The sequence below is a fragment of the Longimicrobium sp. genome, assembly GCF_036399255.1.
Taxonomy (GTDB): domain Bacteria; phylum Gemmatimonadota; class Gemmatimonadetes; order Longimicrobiales; family Longimicrobiaceae; genus Longimicrobium.
Genome location: NZ_DASWNM010000117.1, coordinates 1 through 17,092 on the forward strand (window position 1 = coordinate 1; position 17,092 = coordinate 17,092).

Annotated in this window: 14 protein-coding genes; 10 read left to right on the forward strand and 4 right to left on the reverse strand. The window is 70.5% G+C overall.

From position 1 onward, the window contains the following. Positions 1-122 precede the first annotated feature (122 nt). Positions 123-665: an RNA polymerase sigma factor gene (locus VGC13_RS21320; protein ID WP_331127311.1), complete on the reverse strand. Its 543-nt coding sequence runs from the start codon at positions 663-665 to the stop codon at positions 123-125. Positions 666-860: 195 nt separating this feature from the next. On the opposite strand from VGC13_RS21320, the gene VGC13_RS21325 reads away from it, so the two are divergent. The 4 genes from VGC13_RS21325 to VGC13_RS21340 all read left to right on the forward strand — a co-directional run bounded on the left by VGC13_RS21325 (position 861) and on the right by VGC13_RS21340 (position 7,176). Next, the gene (locus tag VGC13_RS21325) at positions 861-1,994 is read left to right on the forward strand and encodes a citrate/2-methylcitrate synthase (RefSeq protein WP_331127312.1); all 1,134 of its coding nucleotides are present in this window, start codon (positions 861-863) and stop codon (positions 1,992-1,994) included. Positions 1,995-2,201: 207 nt separating this feature from the next. After that, on the forward strand, positions 2,202-3,458 hold the full coding sequence (gene icd / locus VGC13_RS21330) for an NADP-dependent isocitrate dehydrogenase (RefSeq protein ID WP_331127313.1): 1,257 nt from the start codon (positions 2,202-2,204) through the stop codon (positions 3,456-3,458). Between the two features lie 128 nt (positions 3,459-3,586). Continuing rightward, entirely contained in the window at positions 3,587-5,104 is a 1,518-nt protein-coding gene (locus VGC13_RS21335) for a leucyl aminopeptidase (protein WP_331127314.1), read from the forward strand. After that, positions 5,056-7,176: a hypothetical protein gene (locus tag VGC13_RS21340; RefSeq protein WP_331127315.1), complete on the forward strand. Its 2,121-nt coding sequence runs from the start codon at positions 5,056-5,058 to the stop codon at positions 7,174-7,176. The genes VGC13_RS21335 and VGC13_RS21340 overlap by 49 nt, the downstream gene beginning before the upstream one ends. A gap of 552 nt (positions 7,177-7,728) precedes the next feature. On the opposite strand, the gene VGC13_RS21345 is transcribed toward VGC13_RS21340, so the two are convergent. The 3 genes from VGC13_RS21345 to VGC13_RS21355 form a co-directional block, all read right to left on the reverse strand. Next, a complete protein-coding gene (locus VGC13_RS21345) occupies positions 7,729-8,004 on the reverse strand; it encodes a pinensin family lanthipeptide (RefSeq protein WP_331127316.1) in 276 nt (91 codons plus the stop codon). 356 nt (positions 8,005-8,360) lie between these two features. Beyond that, on the reverse strand, positions 8,361-8,585 hold the full coding sequence (locus VGC13_RS21350; protein WP_331127317.1) for a hypothetical protein: 225 nt from the start codon (positions 8,583-8,585) through the stop codon (positions 8,361-8,363). 68 nt (positions 8,586-8,653) lie between these two features. Beyond that, the gene (locus tag VGC13_RS21355) at positions 8,654-8,923 is read right to left on the reverse strand and encodes a hypothetical protein (RefSeq protein ID WP_331127318.1); all 270 of its coding nucleotides are present in this window, start codon (positions 8,921-8,923) and stop codon (positions 8,654-8,656) included. A 624-nt stretch (positions 8,924-9,547) separates the two neighbouring features. On the opposite strand from VGC13_RS21355, the gene VGC13_RS21360 reads away from it, so the two are divergent. The 6 genes from VGC13_RS21360 (at position 9,548) to dnaB (ending at position 17,087) form a co-directional block, all read left to right on the forward strand. Continuing rightward, a complete protein-coding gene (locus tag VGC13_RS21360; protein ID WP_331127319.1) occupies positions 9,548-10,441 on the forward strand; it encodes a YicC/YloC family endoribonuclease in 894 nt (297 codons plus the stop codon). After that, positions 10,438-11,103 carry a guanylate kinase gene (gmk, locus tag VGC13_RS21365; protein ID WP_331127320.1) on the forward strand — a complete coding sequence of 222 codons (666 nt, stop codon included), beginning with the start codon at positions 10,438-10,440 and terminating at the stop codon, positions 11,101-11,103. Before VGC13_RS21360 ends, gmk begins: the two co-directional genes overlap by 4 nt. Positions 11,104-11,116: 13 nt before the next feature. Beyond that, positions 11,117-11,362: a DNA-directed RNA polymerase subunit omega gene (gene rpoZ / locus VGC13_RS21370; RefSeq protein ID WP_331127321.1), complete on the forward strand. Its 246-nt coding sequence runs from the start codon at positions 11,117-11,119 to the stop codon at positions 11,360-11,362. Between the two features lie 7 nt (positions 11,363-11,369). Next, entirely contained in the window at positions 11,370-12,611 is a 1,242-nt protein-coding gene (coaBC, locus tag VGC13_RS21375; RefSeq protein WP_331127322.1) for a bifunctional phosphopantothenoylcysteine decarboxylase/phosphopantothenate--cysteine ligase CoaBC, read from the forward strand. Continuing rightward, positions 12,608-13,570 (forward strand): uracil-DNA glycosylase, encoded by a 963-nt coding sequence (locus tag VGC13_RS21380; RefSeq protein WP_331127323.1) that lies wholly within the window; start codon positions 12,608-12,610, stop codon positions 13,568-13,570. The genes coaBC and VGC13_RS21380 overlap by 4 nt, the downstream gene beginning before the upstream one ends. A 91-nt stretch (positions 13,571-13,661) precedes the next feature. After that, complete coding sequence (gene dnaB / locus VGC13_RS21385; protein WP_331127324.1) at positions 13,662-17,087, forward strand: replicative DNA helicase; 3,426 nt, start codon at positions 13,662-13,664, stop codon at positions 17,085-17,087. The last annotated feature ends 5 nt before the right edge of the window (positions 17,088-17,092 follow it).

The window sequence follows — 17,092 nt, forward strand, 5'->3', positions numbered from 1 at the left end:
CTTCACCCCTTCACCCCTTCACCCCTTCACCCCTTCACCCCTTCACCCCTTCACCCCTTCACCCCTTCACCCCTTCACCCCTTCACCCCTTCACCCCTTCACCCCTTCACCCCTTCACCCGCTCACACCCTGTCCTTCAGCAGCTCCTGCAGCGTCTCCCGCGCGCGCATCACCCGCATCTTGAGCGCAGAGATCCCGGCGTCCAGCATCTCCGCCATCTCCTCGTAGCTGCGGCCCTCCACGTGCTTCAGCAGGAACGCCTCGCGCTGCGGCTCGGGAAGGTGGGCGAGCGCTTCGGAAACCGCGCGGCCCAGCTCGGTGCGGTCCAGGGTGAGGCCGGGGTCGTCGCCGGGGGGGGCGGCGTGGGGGCCGTCGTCCAGCAGGGGGACGTCGCGGCGGCGGCGGCTCTTGAGGTAGTCCTTGCAGCGGTTGCGAAGAATGCGGAACAGCCACGCCGCGAACCGGTCCGGGTCGCAGGTGCCCAGGCGCGTGTACGCCTTGACCAGCGAGTCCTGCACCAGGTCGGCCGCCGCGTCGGGGTCGCCCACCATGCCGTAGGCGTGCCGGTACAGCGGCTCCTGGTACCGGCGCACCAGCACCGCGTACACCGCCGTGTCGCCACGCAGCACCCGCCGCACGTCTTCCGCGTCGCTTTCCGGCTCCAAACGCCCCCCGGCACCCGGTGAATCCCGCTCAGTGCGACCCCTTCAAAACCGTCCGGCGGCCCCGCTTGCGGGTTGGCCGGGGGCATCGCTATGTTGGCCGCGCTCTGGCCCGGACCGTGCGGCAGGCAACCGCCACGCCGCCGGCTCGCCGGCCGGAAAAAATGTAGTCTCGCAAACGCGTCCGAGAAAGTCGAAATGGCTGCCAAGGGTCTCGAGGGGGTCGTCGTCGCCCAGTCCAAGCTGAGCGACATCAACGGCGAAGTGGGAGAGCTGATCTACGCGGGGTACGAAATCGACGACCTCGCGCGCAACACCACCTTCGAAGAAGTGTGCTACCTGCTGTGGAACGGGCAGCTGCCCAATCGCGAGCAGCTGGACGAGCTTCGCGGCCACCTGCAGAGCCACAGCGCCCTGCGGCCCGAGGTGCTGGACATGCTCCGCGCCTATCCGAAGGACGCGGACCCCATGGCCGCCGTGCGCACCGCGATCAGCGCGCTGGGGATGTTCGATCCCGAGGCGGACGACATCACGCCCGCGTCGGTGCGGCACAAGGCGCTGTTCCTTACGGCGCAGACGCCCACCATCGTGGCGGCGTACGACCGCATCCGCCGCGGGCTGGAGCCGCTGCAGCCCAGGGAGGGCCTCAGCTTCGCCGGCAACTTCCTCTACATGCTCAACGGCGAGGAAGCCAACGACACCCGCTGCCGCACCATGGACGTGGCGCTCGTTCTCCACGCGGAGCACGGGATGAACGCCAGCACCTTCGCGGCGCGCGTCACGGCGGGCACGCTTTCCGACGTCTACTCCGCGATCACCTCCGCCATCGGCACCCTCAAGGGGCCCAGCCACGGCGGCGCGAACGTGGAGGTGATGAACATGCTGCGCGAGATCGACGAGAGCGGCGAGGACCCGGGCGAGTGGGTGCGCGGCGCGCTGGGCAGCGGCAAGAAGATCATGGGCTTTGGCCACCGCGTGTACAAGGCCACCGACCCGCGGGCCACGGTGCTGCGCGAGCTGGCCGACAAGATCATGCAGGAGGCGGGCGAGACCCGCTGGCTGGACCTGTCGGACCGGATCCGCAGCGTGATGGCGGAGGAGATGGAGAAGAAGGGGAAGAAGATCTACCCCAACGTCGACTTCTTCAGCGCCTCGGTCTACACCACGCTGGGGATCGAGATGGACCTGTTCACGGCGGTGTTCGCCCTGGCGCGCATGCCGGGGTGGACGGCGCACCTGATGGAGCAGTACGCCGACAACCGGCTCATCCGTCCGGGGTCCGACTACCTGGGCCCGCGCGGGCTCAAGGTGACGCCCCTGGACGAGCGCTGACGCACCGGCAGGTCGGAACGCGCATTCGGGGCGCGGCGGGCACCCCGCCGCGCCTCGTCGTTTTAGGATCAAGTGCCAAGTATCAAGTACCTAGTACCTAGTACCTAGTACCGGCCACTCACGCACTGGGCACTAGGCACTAGGCACTGAAGTTCAACACCGGCGCTTCGGCGCTCGACGCAATCATCCTTTACCCGGTTTCCATCCATGAGCGACTGGCGGCCCAGCGCCCCGACGGACGGCGCGCGCATCACGATTCACGAGGGCGTGCTGAACGTTCCCGAGAACCCCGTGCTTCCCTTCATCGAGGGCGACGGCACCGGCCCCGACATCTGGGCCGCCTCGCAGCCGGTGTTCGACGCCGCCGTGGAAAAGGCGTACGGCGGGTCGCGGCGTATTCACTGGATGGAGGTGCTGGCGGGCGAAAAGGCCTTCAACCAGACGGGCGACTGGCTGCCCGCCGCCACCCTGGACGCCTTTCGCGAGTACCTGGTGGGCATCAAGGGCCCGCTGACCACGCCGGTGGGCGGCGGCATCCGCTCGCTGAACGTGGCGCTGCGCCAGGAGCTCGATCTGTACGCCTGCGTGCGCCCCGTCCGCTGGTTCGAGGGCGTTCCCTCGCCGGTCAAGCGGCCGGGCGACGTGGACATGACCATCTTCCGCGAGAACACCGAAGACATCTACGCGGGGATCGAGTTCGAGGAGGGGACGGAGGACGCGGCCAGGTTCCGCGCGCTGCTGCAGGAGAGCTTTGGCGCGCGGTACCGCAAGGTGCGCTTTCCCGAGACGTCGGGCTTCGGGATCAAGCCAGTGAGCCGCGAGGGGACGGAGCGGCTGGTGCGCGCGGCCATCGAGCACGCGCTGCGGCACGGGCGCAAGTCGGTGACGCTGGTGCACAAGGGCAACATCATGAAGTTCACCGAGGGCGCCTTCAAGACCTGGGGCTACGAGCTGGCCCAGCGCGAGTTCGGCGCGACCGACTACGAGGGCGGGCCCTGGCAGGTGATCGACAACAACGGGCGGCAGGTGATCATCAACGACGTGATCGCCGACGCGTTCCTGCAGCAGATCCTTACGCGTCCGAAGGAATACGACGTGATCGCCACGCTGAACCTGAACGGCGACTACGTGAGCGACGCGCTGGCGGCGCAGGTGGGCGGCATCGGCATCGCGCCGGGGGCCAACATCAACTACGTCACCGGCCACGCCATCTTCGAGGCCACGCACGGCACGGCGCCCAAGTACGCCGGCAAGGACATGGTGAACCCCGGCTCCGTCATCCTGAGCGGCGAGATGATGTTCCGCTTCATGGGATGGAACGAGGCGGCGGACCTCATCATCACCGGCCTGGAGGGCGCCATCCGCCAGAAGACGGTGACGTACGACTTCGAGCGGCTGATGGACGGCGCGACCAAGGTGTCGTGCTCGGAGTTCGGCCGGAAGATCATCGAGAACATGGGATGACGGCAGGGCCGAGTACCTAGTGCCTGGTGCCGAGTGCCTAGTTTTCAGGTAACAGCCTCGGCACCAGGTACTAGGCACTCGGTACTTCGGCACTAGGTACTTCTTTTCTACTGGATCCTGATCGCACCATGAAGATCTCCGTTTCATCCGCCGCCGGCTCCGCCGTGCCGCTGCTCGTCGTCCCCGTGCTGGAGGGCGGCGAGCAGGACGCGGCGTTCCGCGCGCTGGACGGGGCGCTCGGCGGGCAGCTTTCCACGCTGCTCGCGCGCGGCGACCTGAAGCACGGCTTTGGCGAGACGAGCCTGGTCTTTCCGCATTCCGATGCGGCGGGGGCGGAGCGCGTGCTGCTGGTGGGGCTGGCCAAGGGGGCGGAGGTGACGGGCGAGCGCCTGCGCCGCGCCGCCGGCACCGCGGCCAAGCAGGCCGGCAAGTCGCGCGTGGCGTCGCTGGCGTTCGCGCTGCCTGCGTCGGCGCTGCCGGTGGCCGAGGCGGCGCGGGCGGTGGCGGAGGGGCTGGTGCTGGGCGGCTACGACTTCCGCGTGATGAAGACGGAGGACGCCGACGCGCCCGCCCCCGTCGCGCTGGAGGAGGCCGTCATCCTGCTTCCCCAGGGTGAGAACGAATCCGCCGCGGCGGAGGGTGCGCGGACGGGCGAGATCCTGGCGCGGGCCGAGAACCTGGCGCGCGAGTTGGGCAACCTGCCGGGGAACGTGGCCACCCCCACGTATCTCGGAGACACGGCGGAGCGCATTGGCCGGGAGCGCGGGCTCAAGGTGACGGTGCTGGGGCCGGACGAGATGCGCACGGAGGGATTGAACGCGCTGCTGGCCGTGGCCCAGGGCTCGGAGCAGGAGCCGCGGCTGATCGTCATGGAGCACCGCGGCGGCCCCGAGGGGCAGAAGCCGCTGGTGATCGTGGGCAAGGGGCTCACCTTCGACGCCGGCGGCATCTCCATCAAGCCCGCGCAGGGGATGGAGGACATGAAGTTCGACATGTGCGGCGGCGCGGCCACCATCGCGGCCATGCAGGCGATCGGCGAGCTGGGGCTGCCGGTCAACGTCGTGGGCATCGTCCCCAGCAGCGAGAACCTGCTGGGCGGCGCGGCCATGAAGCCGGGCGACATCTTTCGCGCCCACGGCGGCAAGACGATCGAGATCGTCAACACCGACGCCGAGGGGCGGCTGATCCTGGTGGACGCCATCTCGTACGCGAAGCGCTTCGAGCCTGCGGCCATGCTGGACGCGGCGACGCTCACCGGCGCCTGCGTGATCGCCCTGGGCCACGCGGCCACGGGGGTGATGGGCAACGACGACGGGCTGGTGCAGGAGGTCGTCCGCGCGGGCGAGCACACCGGCGAGCGCTGCTGGCCGCTCCCCATGTTCGACGACTACCGCGAGCAGATCAAGAGCGACTACGCCGACCTCAAGAACAGCGGCGGCCGCCCGGCGGGGACCATCACGGCCGGCTGGTTCCTCCGCGAGTTCGTGGGCGAGTGGCCGTGGGTGCACCTGGACGTGGCCGGCACGGCGTACGGCGAGGGCAAGCTGTCGTATCTTACCAGGGGAGCCACCGGCGTGCCAACGCGCATCTTCGTGCAGTGGGTGATGGACCGCGCGGCGGCGGCCGGGGGTACGTCGCCGGCGTGATCCTGCTTTCCTCGCTCCGCCGCCTGCTCCCGGCCCTGCTGGCCGGGGTGTCCGCCGCCGTGCTCCCGCCGGCGGCGGCGCTGCGCGCGCAGGACACCATCCCCGCCGTGCGCCAGGACTCGGCGCAGATCGCCATTCCCGGCGAGGCGGTGCGCGGCGACACCATTCCCGACGCGGCCAAGCCGGACTCGGTGCCGGCGGACTCCACCCGCCCCGCGCCCAACTTTCCCGTCTTTCCCAGGCCGCGGAACGCGGGCTTCGCGGCGGCCAGCTGGGTGTTCGGCCCGGCGGAGCTGTCGCGCTTTCACGGCCTGAGCCTGCTGGAGCTGCTGGACCGCATCCCGGGGCTGGTGATCACCCGCGAGGGCGGAGTGGGGCGCGCGGCGGGGGTGGCGGCGTTCGCCTCGGGCGGCGGGCGGATGCGGGTGTTCCTGGACGGCTGGGAGCTGCGCCCGCTGAACGCCACCGTCATCGACCTGCAGCAGATTCCCCTGCTGGACGTGACGGAGGTGCGGGTGACGCGCGGGCTGCTGGAGACGCGCGTGGAGCTTGAGACGCTGCGGCTGACCGACCGGCGCCCGTACGCGCAGATCGAGGGGGGCGAGGGCGACTTCGCCACGCGGCTGCTGCGCGGCATCTTCGCGCGGCCGCTGGGGGAGCGCCTGATCGTGCAGGCGGGGCTGGACCTGGTGGAGACGGCGGGCTTTCGCCGCGCGGCCGACTTCAGCGAGAACACGGCGCTGGCGCGGCTGAGCTACGCCTTTACGCCCGACCGCGGGCTGCAGCTGGAGTACCGCAGCACGGGGATCGACACGGAGCGCACGGTGGAGGGCTTCGCTCCGCCGCGCGAGAGCTTCGACCGCGGCGAGCTGCTGCTGCGCGGGCGCGGGCGCTTTTTCGGCCGCCGCTCCGCCGCCTGCGTGCGGCCCGCGCCCGCCGCCGCCGCGGATTCGGCCGCGGCGGGCGATTCGGCGCGGACCGACACGGCGGGCGCGGCGGCGCGCGACTCGGCGCTGGCGGCGGCGTGCCAGGTGCAGGGCGGGTTCTGGCTGGACGGCGCCATCGGCCGCAGCTGGGTGAACCCGCTGACGGGCGACTCCATCAGCATCGGGAGCGAGTCGGTGCAGGCGATGGTGCGCGCCTCGATCGACGTGCCGCTGGGCACGCTGACGGGCGCGGCGCGCGTGCACCGCGTGGACCGGGAAGGCTACTCGGCCAACGCCACGGAGCTTTCCGCGCGGGCGGAGCTCACGCCGGTGCCGTGGGTGGCCGCGTGGGGCGAGGCGCGGGCGGTCTCGGCCGGCGGGGTGACGGGGGTGGAGCTGGAGGCGTCGGGGCGCGCGGGGCCGTTTGGCGGGTTTACGCTGTTCGGCTCGCTCGCGGCGGGAAACCGCGGCGTCCGCTTTCGGCGCGACACCATCCAGGTGGTCAAGACGCTCGCGGGCGAGGTGGACCCCGACGCGCCCGAAACCGACACGCTGCCGCTGGTGCTGTTCCGCGACCGCGAGTCGACGGCGGGCGGGTTTCGCGCGGGGGCGGAGTGGACGCGCGGCAGCCTGGTGGCGGGCGCGGCGTTCGTGGCGCACGACGTGGACGTGGTGGCGCCCTTCGGCTTCTGGTGGGAGCAGGGGCTGCAGCCCTCGGCCGGCGGGACGGTCGCGGCGGTCGAGGCGTACGCCGACGTGCCGCTGCTCTGGCCGCAGCTGCGCTTTCAGGCCACGTACACCGACTTCCTGGCTGACCCGGAGCGGCCCTACCTGCCGCAGCGGTTCGGGCGGGCGGCGCTGGAGTTCCACGGGCTGTACTTCGGCGGCAACTTCGAGCCCACGCTGCGGGCCGAGGTGCTGGCGCGCGGGCGGCAGCTGAGCGTGGACCGCGACAGCACCACGTTCAACGTGATCACCGAGCCGTTCGCTACGTTCAACTTCTTCGTGCAGATGCGCGTGCTGGACGTGCGGGCGTTCTGGCGCATCGAGAACGCGTTCAACCGCGAGCAGGCGTTCGACGTGCCGGGGCTGCCGCTGCCTGGCGTGCGGTCGCTGTTCGGCGTGCGCTGGTTCTTCCGGGACTGAGGGTCCCTCCCCCGGCCCCTCCCCGTTCGTTCCTCACGGAGAGGGGAGAGTTCGATCCCGCTTCGAGGGATTGCGGCGCGTCCGGCCGGCGCCCCCTCCGGGCTCGCATTACTCGCCCACCTCCCCCAAAACTGCTGGGGAGGTTGGGGAGGCCGACGGTTATGTGGCTCGACGAATTGCATCGAACTGCGCCCGCAGGGGTGCCCCTCCCCCGGCCCCTCCCTGCTCGTTCCTCGCGGAGAGGGGAGGATTCGATCCCGCTTCGACGGATTGCGGCGCGTCCGGCGGGCGCCCCCTCCGGGCTCGCATTACTCGCCCACCTCCCCCAAAACTGCTGGGGGAGGTTGGGGTGGGGCCGGGGCCAGAGGCGCGGTGGAGGGATCGCGCTGCGTCCGCGGGGTGCCCCTCCCCCGGCCCCTCCCCGTTCGTTCCTCACGGAGAGGGGAGAATTCGATCCCGCTTCGACATGCTGTCAACCGTGGTAACGAAAAAAGCCGGGCCGCCTCAGGGGCGGCCCGGCCTTTTATCTACCTGCCTGCCGATCCGGGTGGATTAGCAGTCGATCTCGGTGCAGCCGCGGCCGCTGGGGCACGCGTCGTTGGCCGACTCGCAGTACTCCGGGTAGTACGTGGGGCAGGCGTCCGGGCTGTAGGTCTCCGGGCAGTCGGCGGTGCACAGGCCGGTCTGGCAGGCGTCGAAGGCCGAGCCGCAGTTGGGGCCGTGCGCCGTCTGCTGGTATGCCGCAACGGTGCCACGGTTCGCGCTCACTGCGGACGTCGTGAAGCTCTGCACTTCGAGGTTCTCCACCGACAGCTTCATCTTGCGCATGGTCGTGTTTCCTGGTCGGGACGTTTGGGCGCCCGGCGTATCCGGCCGCCCCGGCTGCCTGGAAAGAACGACCTTCCCCAGGCAGCGAGTCGCAAAAAGTAGCGGGTGGTAAACCCGAATGCAATCCGTAGCAAAGATGTACCCTAGTGTTTTCGGGCGTATCACCAGCAGGCGCGCGGAGATAAATCCGCGAATTGTCGCGGGATATGGACGGAGGGTGCCGGTGGAGAGGCACGGGCCCGCCCCGTGGTGCGGAAGAAAGGCCAAGCCGGACCGCTCGAACGGCGGTCCGGCTCCCCCTATCCGCCGGCGTGACCCTGGTGGATCAGGCGCGGCCGGTCACCGGCGTCCCGGGCTCAGCAGTACTCCGGATACGCGGTCGGACAGGCGTCCGGGCTGTAGGTGGGGTCGCAGTCGTACGTGCACAGCCCCGTCTGGCAGGCGTCGTACGCCGAGCCGCAGCCCACGTTGTGGCCACGGGTGGGCTCGTGGCCCAGCACGGTGCCGCGGCCGGCGGGCGCCTGCGACGTGGTGAAGCCCTGTACCTGCAGGCTGTCCAGCGAAAGCTTGATCTTGCGCATGTCGTGTGATTCCTGGTCTGGATCGTAGAGGGGCACCGGAGGGTCCGGTGCCCCGGTTCAGCACGAGATCAGCAGTTGACCTCGGTACAGCCCCGGCCGCTGGGGCAGGCGTCGTCGGCCGACTCGCAGTACGCCGGATCGACGGTCGGGCAGGCGTCCGGGCTGATGGTGTCGGGGGCGCACAGGCCCGTGGGGCAGGCGTCGTACGCCGAGCCGCAGCCCACGTTGCGGCCGCGGGTGGGCTCGTGGCCCAGCACGGTGCCGCGGCCGGCGGGCGTTTCCGACGTGGCGAAGCCCTGTACCTGCAGGCTGTCCAGCGAAAGCTTGATCTTGCGCATCGTCTTGAGACCCCTGTCTGGTGTAGCGGGCGCCGTCATGCGGCTGCCCTTGCGTCCGGAGAATCACTTCTTCCGAACAACGTGGCAGCCAAACCTTGCAATCTCCAGACCCCAATTGACGCGTAAACCCTTTACTCCGTTGCGTTTCACCGCTTTCTTCCCATGCGCGGCGAGCGATCTCCATCCCGGAAATTTTTTGATTCGGCTTGCCATGGAGCGTCTGGACGCGACCGGTGCGCCCTGGCCGGGCCATCATGAGCCCGGCGGAAGGTGAGTCGCCCCGACACCCCTGCTGATATCAGCTCCAGGAAAAGATTGGTCGCACGCAGAGGGAGCAGAGGCCGCAGAGAAGACCCTCCCTCTGCGGCCTCTGCTCCCTCTGCGTGAGACAATTCTTAAGAGGTGCGGTATGCTTCCCAGGCATGGGCGCGGCCTGTACTTCCCCGAACCCCCGACTCGCCAGTCCGCGAAGGCGGCCTTCGTGTGGTTGTTGCAGCGAATTCATTCGCCATCGCCGCCCTGATGGATCCCCATCCACCCTTCCAGACCGTCCACATCCATGCGCCAGCGATTGACGCTCCCCTCCAACTCCGATAACTTCACCGGTTCCCGTACGGAGGTGCGATGATCCGGAGCATGACGGGGTTCGGGGAGGCGGAGCGGCAGACGGAGGCGGGCACCCTCCGCGTCGAGATCCGGACCGTAAACCACCGACACCTCAGCGTAAACTTTCGCACTCCCGCTTCGCTGGCGAAGTGGGAGCCGCAGATGCGCGACTGGCTGCGCGCCCACCTGTCGCGCGGCCACGCCAACGTGGCCGTGCGCCTGGAGCCCGCCGCCGGCACCAGCGCCGCCGCCGTGGGCCTCAAGCTGGACGAGGAGCGCGTGCAGGCGTACCTGGCCCTGTTCGGCGAGCTGCGCACCCGCTTTGGCGTGGGGGGCGAGCCGGACCTGGCGCAGCTGCTGCGCTTCAGCGACGTCATCGTCCGCGACGACGAGGGCGTGCGCATCGAGGTTCCCGCCGACGACCTGAGGGCGGTGGTGGAGGATGCGGCGCGCTCAACGTCGTCCATGCGCGAGGACGAGGGGCGGCGGCTGCAGGCGGACCTGGAGGGGCGCATCGCCGCCATCGACGTGGCGCTGGACGCCATCGCCGAGCTGGCGCCCGCCCGCCTAGCCGCTGAGCGCGACCGGCTGCGCGCCGTCATCGCCGAGCTGGCGGGCGGCGTGGCGGTCAGCGAGGACCGGCTGGCGCAGGAGGTGGCGTACCTGGCCGAGCGCTGGGACATCAACGAGGAGCTGGTGCGCTTTCGCTCGCACAACGAGCTGTTCCGCGAGCTGATGGCCGCCAACCCCGAGGAGCCGGTGGGCAAGCGCCTGTCGTTTCTCGTCCAGGAGATGCACCGCGAGGCCAACACCATCGGCTCCAAGGCCAACCACGCGGGGATCGCCCACCGCGTGGTGGCCATCAAGGAAGAGGTGGAGCGGCTGCGCGAGCAGGTGGAGAACGTGGAGTGAAGACGTTTCCGCTGGTGCTGTCGGCGCCGTCCGGGGCGGGAAAGACCACCATCGCCCGCCGGCTGCGCGAGCGCCGCGGCGACGTGGACTTTTCCGTCAGCGCCACCACCCGCTTGCCGCGGCCGGGAGAGCGCGACGGGGTGGACTACCACTTCGTCCCCGAGGACGAGTTCCGGCGGATGATCGCCGCGGGTGCGCTGATCGAGTGGGCGCAGGTGCACGGCGCGTTCTACGGCACCCCGCGCAGCTACGTCGACGACGCGGCCCGCAACGGGCGCTTCCTGCTGCTGGACATCGACGTGCAGGGGGCGCGGCTCATCCGGAACGCGGTGCCCGAGGCGGTGCACGTCTTCATCCTTCCCCCGTCGGGCCGGGCGCTGGTGCAGCGGCTGGTGGGACGGGGAAGCGAGGACGACGCCCGGGTGCAGCGGCGGCTGCGCAACGCGCTGGACGAGATCGGGACGGCGTCGGAGTTCGACCACGTGGTGGTGAACGACGAGCTGGACGCGGCGGTGCGCGACGTGAACGCGGTGCTGGAGGGGCGGGTGCACGCCCTGCGGCCGCACCCGCCGCTGGAGGGGATCGTGGGTGAGATCCGGTTTGAGATCGAGCGTCACCTGGACGCGTCCGTCGCGGACGGACGGGCCACAGGACAACTCTAGAGGGAGCAGTGCGATGCGAGTAGTGACTCCGGGCCAGGCGGCCCGCCACACGGGAAGCAAGTACCTGGGCGTGCTGGTGGCGGCCAAGATGGCCCGCAACCTGAACGAGCTGCGCCGCGGCGAGATGATGGAGGACCCCACCATCAGCGGCGGCGACGAGCCGCGCGAAAAGCTCACCACCACGGCGCTCGAAGAGGTGCGCAACGGCACGGCCAAGTTCCACCTGTCGCAGCGCCGCCGTCCCACCGACCTTCCGTAGCCACGCCATGCCCGGGACGCGCGCGCCGCGGCGCCCCTTCAGCGGGCGCCGGGTGGTCCTGGGCGTCACGGGGGGGATCGCCGCGTACAAGGCGGTCACCCTGGCCCGCGAGCTCACGCTGGCGGGCGCCACGGTCGACGTGGTCCTTTCCCAGGGCGCGCTGGAGTTCGTGCGCCCCCTTACCTTCGAGGCGCTCACCGGGCGCCCCGCCTTCTCTTCGCTGTACCCCGCCGGCGATCCGCTGCTGCACATCCGCCTGGCGCGCGACGCGGACGCCGTCGTCGTTGCCCCCGCGACCGCCAACCTGCTGGCCCGCGCCGCCGCCGGCATGGCCGACGACCTGCTGACGGCCACGCTGCTGGCCACGGCGGCCCCGGTCGTCGTGTGCCCGGCGATGAACGACCGGATGTACGCCCATCCCGCCACGCAGTCCAACCTGGCCCGTTTGAAGGAGTTCGGCTACCACGTGGCGGGTCCCGCGGTGGGGCCGCTGGCGTGGGGCGAGGGCGAGGGGCCGGGGAGGATGCTGGAGCCGGACGAGATCCTGGCCCACGCCGGCCGCGCGCTGGAGGGGCGCTCCCCGCTCGCCGGCCGGCGGGTGGTGGTGACCGCCGGGCCCACGCGCGAGGCCATCGACCCCGTGCGCTACATCGGCAACCGCTCTTCGGGACGGATGGGATACGAGATCGCCGCCGCCGCCTGGCGCCGCGGCGCGGACGTGCTCCTGGTCTCCGGCCCCTCCCACCTCCCGCTCCCGATCGGCGTGGAGGTGCGGAAGATCGAGTCCGCGGAGCAGATGCGCGCCGCCGTCGCCGACGCGCTCCCCCAAGCCGACGCGCTGGTGATGGCCGCAGCCGTCGCGGACTTTCGCCCCGCCACCGCCGCGGACCAGAAGATCAAGAAGGAATCCGGCGCCGTCCCCCAGATCCTGCTGGAGCCCACGGCCGACGTGCTGCGCGCCACGCGTGAGGTCCGCCGCGCCGGGGCGGTGATCGTGGGCTTTGCGCTGGAGACGACGGACGTGGTGGAGAACGGGCGCCGCAAGCTGGAGGGGAAGGGGCTGGACCTGCTGGTGGTGAACGATGCCACCGAGCCGGGCGCGGGGTTCGAGGTGGAGACCAACCGCGTCGTCCTCCTTCAGCGCGACCAGCCGGACGAGGCGCTGCCGCTGATGACCAAGGCCGAGGTCGCGGACCGCATCCTGGACCGCGTGGAAGGCCTGCTCCCCGCCGCGGAGCCCGCCGCGTGAGCGATCCGCGCGACCTGCTGCGTGCCTACCTGCGCCAGCGCCAGGAACTGGGCGAAGACGAGCTGGTGCTGGACCGCCTCTCCCCCTCCGAGCTGCGCGCCCTGCTCGGCGCCGCCGCCCCCGCCGCGGCTGCCCCGCCGGCGCGTACGATCGAGCGCCCCGCCGAGCGTGGCGCCGACCGTCGCATCGATCGTCCCGCGGACCGTCCGTCCGAGCGTCCCGTCGAGCGGCCCATCGAGCGCACCCCCGCGCCGATGAGCCGCGTGGAGGCCGCGCCGCCCGCCGCGCCCGTTCCCGGGCTGGTGGAGACGCACCGCCGGGAGGGCGCGCCGGTGCCGGGGACCACTCCTCATCCGCCATCTCCCCGCGCCCCCGCTGCGTATGTAAGCGCGGAAGAAATCGCAAGTCTACCCATCCTGGCCGACGTGCGCGAAATTGCACTCGGATGTCCGCGGTGTGGACTGGCGAAGACCCGCAAGCACGTGGTGTTTGGCGAGGGGCGCGAGGACGCGGACGTGATGGTGGTGGGCGAGGCGCCCGGCCAGGACGAGGACCGCACGGGAAGGCCGTTCGTGGGGCGGGCCGGCAAGCTGCTGGACCTGCTCCTTCTTTCCTCCGGGTTCTCGCGCGAGGACGTGTACGTCTGCAACGTGCTCAAGTGCAGGCCGCCGCAGAACCGCAACCCGCAGCCGGACGAGGTGGACGCCTGCAGCCCCTACCTGCTGAAGCAGGTGGAGCTGGTGAAGCCGCGGGTGATCCTGGCGTTTGGCGCCTTTGCGGCGCAGACGCTGCTGGGAAGCGACATCTCCATCGGCAAGCTGCGCGGCAGGACGCACGAGTACCGCGGGGTGCCGCTGGTGCCCACCTATCACCCCGCCGCCTGCCTGCGCCACCCGGCCTGGGTGCGCAGCGTATGGGAAGACCTGCAGCGCGCGCGCGACGTGCTGGACGCGGCCTGATCGCCGCCCTCTGAGCCCATATACGACCTTTGCGCCGCTCCGCCCGCCCCGGCGGAGCGCCTTGTAGTCTTCAGAAGTACCGGAATACCCGATGGCCATCGCATCCCCGTTCGTCCCCAGGATCGCGCCTCCCGAGGCATTCACCGACCGCAGCGCCCCCTATTCCGCCGAGGCGGAGCTGGCGGTGCTGGGCGGAATGATCATCGACGGCGACGCGCTCACCAAGGCCATCGAGGTCGTCGACGACTCGATGTTCTACCGCGAGGGGAACCGCCGGGCCTTCCGGGCCATGCGGCGCATCTTCGAGCGCGGCGACGTCATCGACCCGGTGACGCTGGCCGAGGAGCTGCGCGGGGCGGGCGACCTGGAGGCGGTGGGCGGGCTGCAGTTCATCGCGTCGGTGCTGGACGCGGTGCCCACGGCGGCCAACATCGAGTACCACGCCAAGATCGTCCGCGAAAAGGCGGTGCTGCGCCGGCTCATCGAGGCGTCCACCATCACCATCCAGGAGACGTACGCCCACCAGGGCGACATCGACCAGCTCCTGGACCAGGCCGAAAGCCGCATCTTCCAGATCGCCCAGACGCACGAGCGCAAGGGCTTCGTCTGGATCAAGGAGCTGCTGTGGCCGGCGATGGAGCGCATCGAGCTGCTGTCGCAGAACAGCTCCGCCGTCACCGGCGTCCCCACCGGCTTCTACGACCTGGACGAGATGACGGCCGGGTTCCAGAAGGGCGACCTGATCATCGTCGCCGCGCGCCCGTCGATGGGAAAGTGCCTGGCGCACGACAGCGAGATCGTGCTGGAGGACGGCAGCGTCGCGACGATCGAGGAGATCTACCGCCGCCGCCAGGCCCGGCTGCTGACGCTGGGCACGGACTGGAAGCTGGGGATCACGGAGCCCAGCGCCTTCGTGGACGACGGCGAGAAGCCGGTGTTTCGCGTGACCACGCGCCTGGGCCGGCGCATCGAGACCACGCTGTCGCACCCGTTCCTTACGGTGGATGGATGGAAGCCGCTGGGCGAGATCCAGGCCGGCGGCCACGTGGCCGTGCCGCGCCGCATCCCCGTCTTCGGCACGGGCGAGATGCGGGCGTGCGAGGTCACGCTGCTGGCGTACCTGATCGGCGACGGTGGGCTGACGGGGACCAATCCGCGCTTCACCAACGCCGATCCCCGCGTCCTGGACGACTTCAGCGGCGCGGTGGCGGAGTTCGGCGGGGTGGCGGTGACGCGGGAGGATTCGCGCGGCACGCGGACGCCGTACCTGAACGTCCGCCGCGATCAGGAGGCGACGTCCGCGGCGCGTGCGGAGTTCGCCGCTGCGGTGGCGGATGCGATGCCGCGCGCGCGGGGCGAGGGGTGGCGGTTGGCGGCGGCGGTGGGGGTACGCCCGTCGTCCGTCAGCCACTGGATCAACGGGATGGCGGTGCCCGCCGCGGCCCGGCGCGAGGCCCCTGGCGCCGCGCTGGGGGTCGATCTCGCGGCGGATCCGCAAATCGACCGCAACCCGCTGGTGGCGTGGCTGGACGGGCTGGGCACGTGGGGAAAGGGCGCGGCGGAAAAGACGGTCCCGGCGCCGGTCTTTACCCTGCGCCGCGAAGGGGTCGCGCTGTTCCTGAACCGGCTGTTCGCCACGGACGGCTGGGCCACGGTCCTGGCCAGCGGCCAGGCGCAGGTGGGCTACGCCACCGTCAGTGAGCGGCTGGCGCGGCAGCTTCAGCACCTGCTGCTGCGCTTTGGCGTCATCGCCAGCCTGCGTCGGCGGATGATGAAATACGCCGGCGGCCGGCGACCCGCGTGGCAACTGGACGTGACGGACGCCCGCTCGCTGCGCACCTTCGCGCGGGAGATCGGCATCTTTGGCAAGGAAGCGGCGGTCGCGCGCGTGGAGCGGGCGCTGGAGCAGAAGCGCTACCAGACCAGCCGCGACCTGGTCCCCCGGCAGATCTGGGAGCGCATCGCGGCGGCCAAGGGCGGCGAGTCGTGGGCCTCGCTGGCGCGCCGCGCGGGGATCGCGGGATGGAGCAACCTGCACGTGGGGCGGCGCGCGCTTTCCCGCGACCGGCTGTCCGTCCTGGCCCGCGCGCTGGGCGACGCCGAGCTGTCCGCGCTGGCGGAGAGCGACGTGTACTGGGACGAGGTCGTCTCCATCGAGCCGCTGGGTCGCAAGCAGGTGTACGACCTGACCGTCCCCGGCACGCACAACTTCGTTTCGAACGACGTGTGCGTGCACAACACCGCGTTCACGCTCAACATCGCGCAGCACGCGGCCATCGCCGAGGGCAAGTGCGTCGCGTTCTTTTCGCTGGAAATGAGCAAGGACTCGCTCGTCCAGCGTCTGCTTACGTCCGAGGCGCGCGTGGACGCCGGCCGCGTGCGCACGGGCCGCCTGCGGGACGACGACTATCCGCGGCTTGCCCAGGCGGCGGGGCTGCTGAACACGGCGCCCATCTTCATCGACGACACGCCGGGCATCTCGGTGCTGGAGATGCGGGCCAAGGCGCGCCGCCTGAAGTCGGACCGCGACGACCTGTCGATGATCATCGTCGACTACCTGCAGCTGATGCAGGGCAACGCAAAGACGGAGAACCGCCAGCAGGAGGTCTCGGAGATCTCGCGAGGCCTGAAGGCGCTGGCGAAGGAGCTGGAAGTCCCCGTGGTGGCACTTTCGCAGCTGTCCCGCGCCGTGGAATCGCGCCCCGACAAGCGCCCGATGATGTCGGACCTGCGTGAGTGCGTCACCGGAGACACGCTGGTAATGCTGGCGGACGGGCGCCGCGTGCCGATCCGCGAGCTGGTGGGCACGACGCCCGAAGTGCTGAGCGTATCGGAGTCAGGGCAGTTGATCAACGCGGTGAGTGATCTGGTGTGGTCCGTGGGGCGGAAGCCGGTGTTCAACGTTCGGCTTGAATGCGGACGGCACATCCGGGCTACGGCTGAGCATCGCCTGCGCGGTCCCGCCGGCTGGGTACACGTGTCGGAACTCGCACCGGGTGATCGGCTTGCCGTCGCCTCGGCATTGCTGGAGCGAGCCGGGCTGGAACGCGCTGATGCGACCCGTGCGTCGGCGGAGCCAAGCGGCGTGCCGGACGCAGGAACGTCCCGCGCCGTGATGACGGAGTACGCGACGCTTTTGGAGGACGACAGGCTGCGCGAGTGGGCGGAGAGCGACCTGTTCTGGGATCGGGTGGTGGAGGTAGTGGCGGAGGGCGAAGAGGAGGTGTTCGACCTGACGGTCCCCGGGCCGGCGTGCTGGCTGGCGGATGGAATCGTGAGCCACAACTCCGGCGCAATCGAGCAGGACGCGGACGTCATCATGTTCCTGTATCGCCCGGAATACTACTACGGGCCGACGGACAAGGACGGGAACAGCCTGGAGGGAGTCGCCGAGGTCATCATCGGCAAGCAGCGCAACGGTGCCACGGGCATTGCACGCATGCACTTCCAGAAGGAATTCACGCGGTTCGAAAATGCCACCAAGCGCTCGGACGAGGGCGGCGGGTACGGCGGATGAACAGG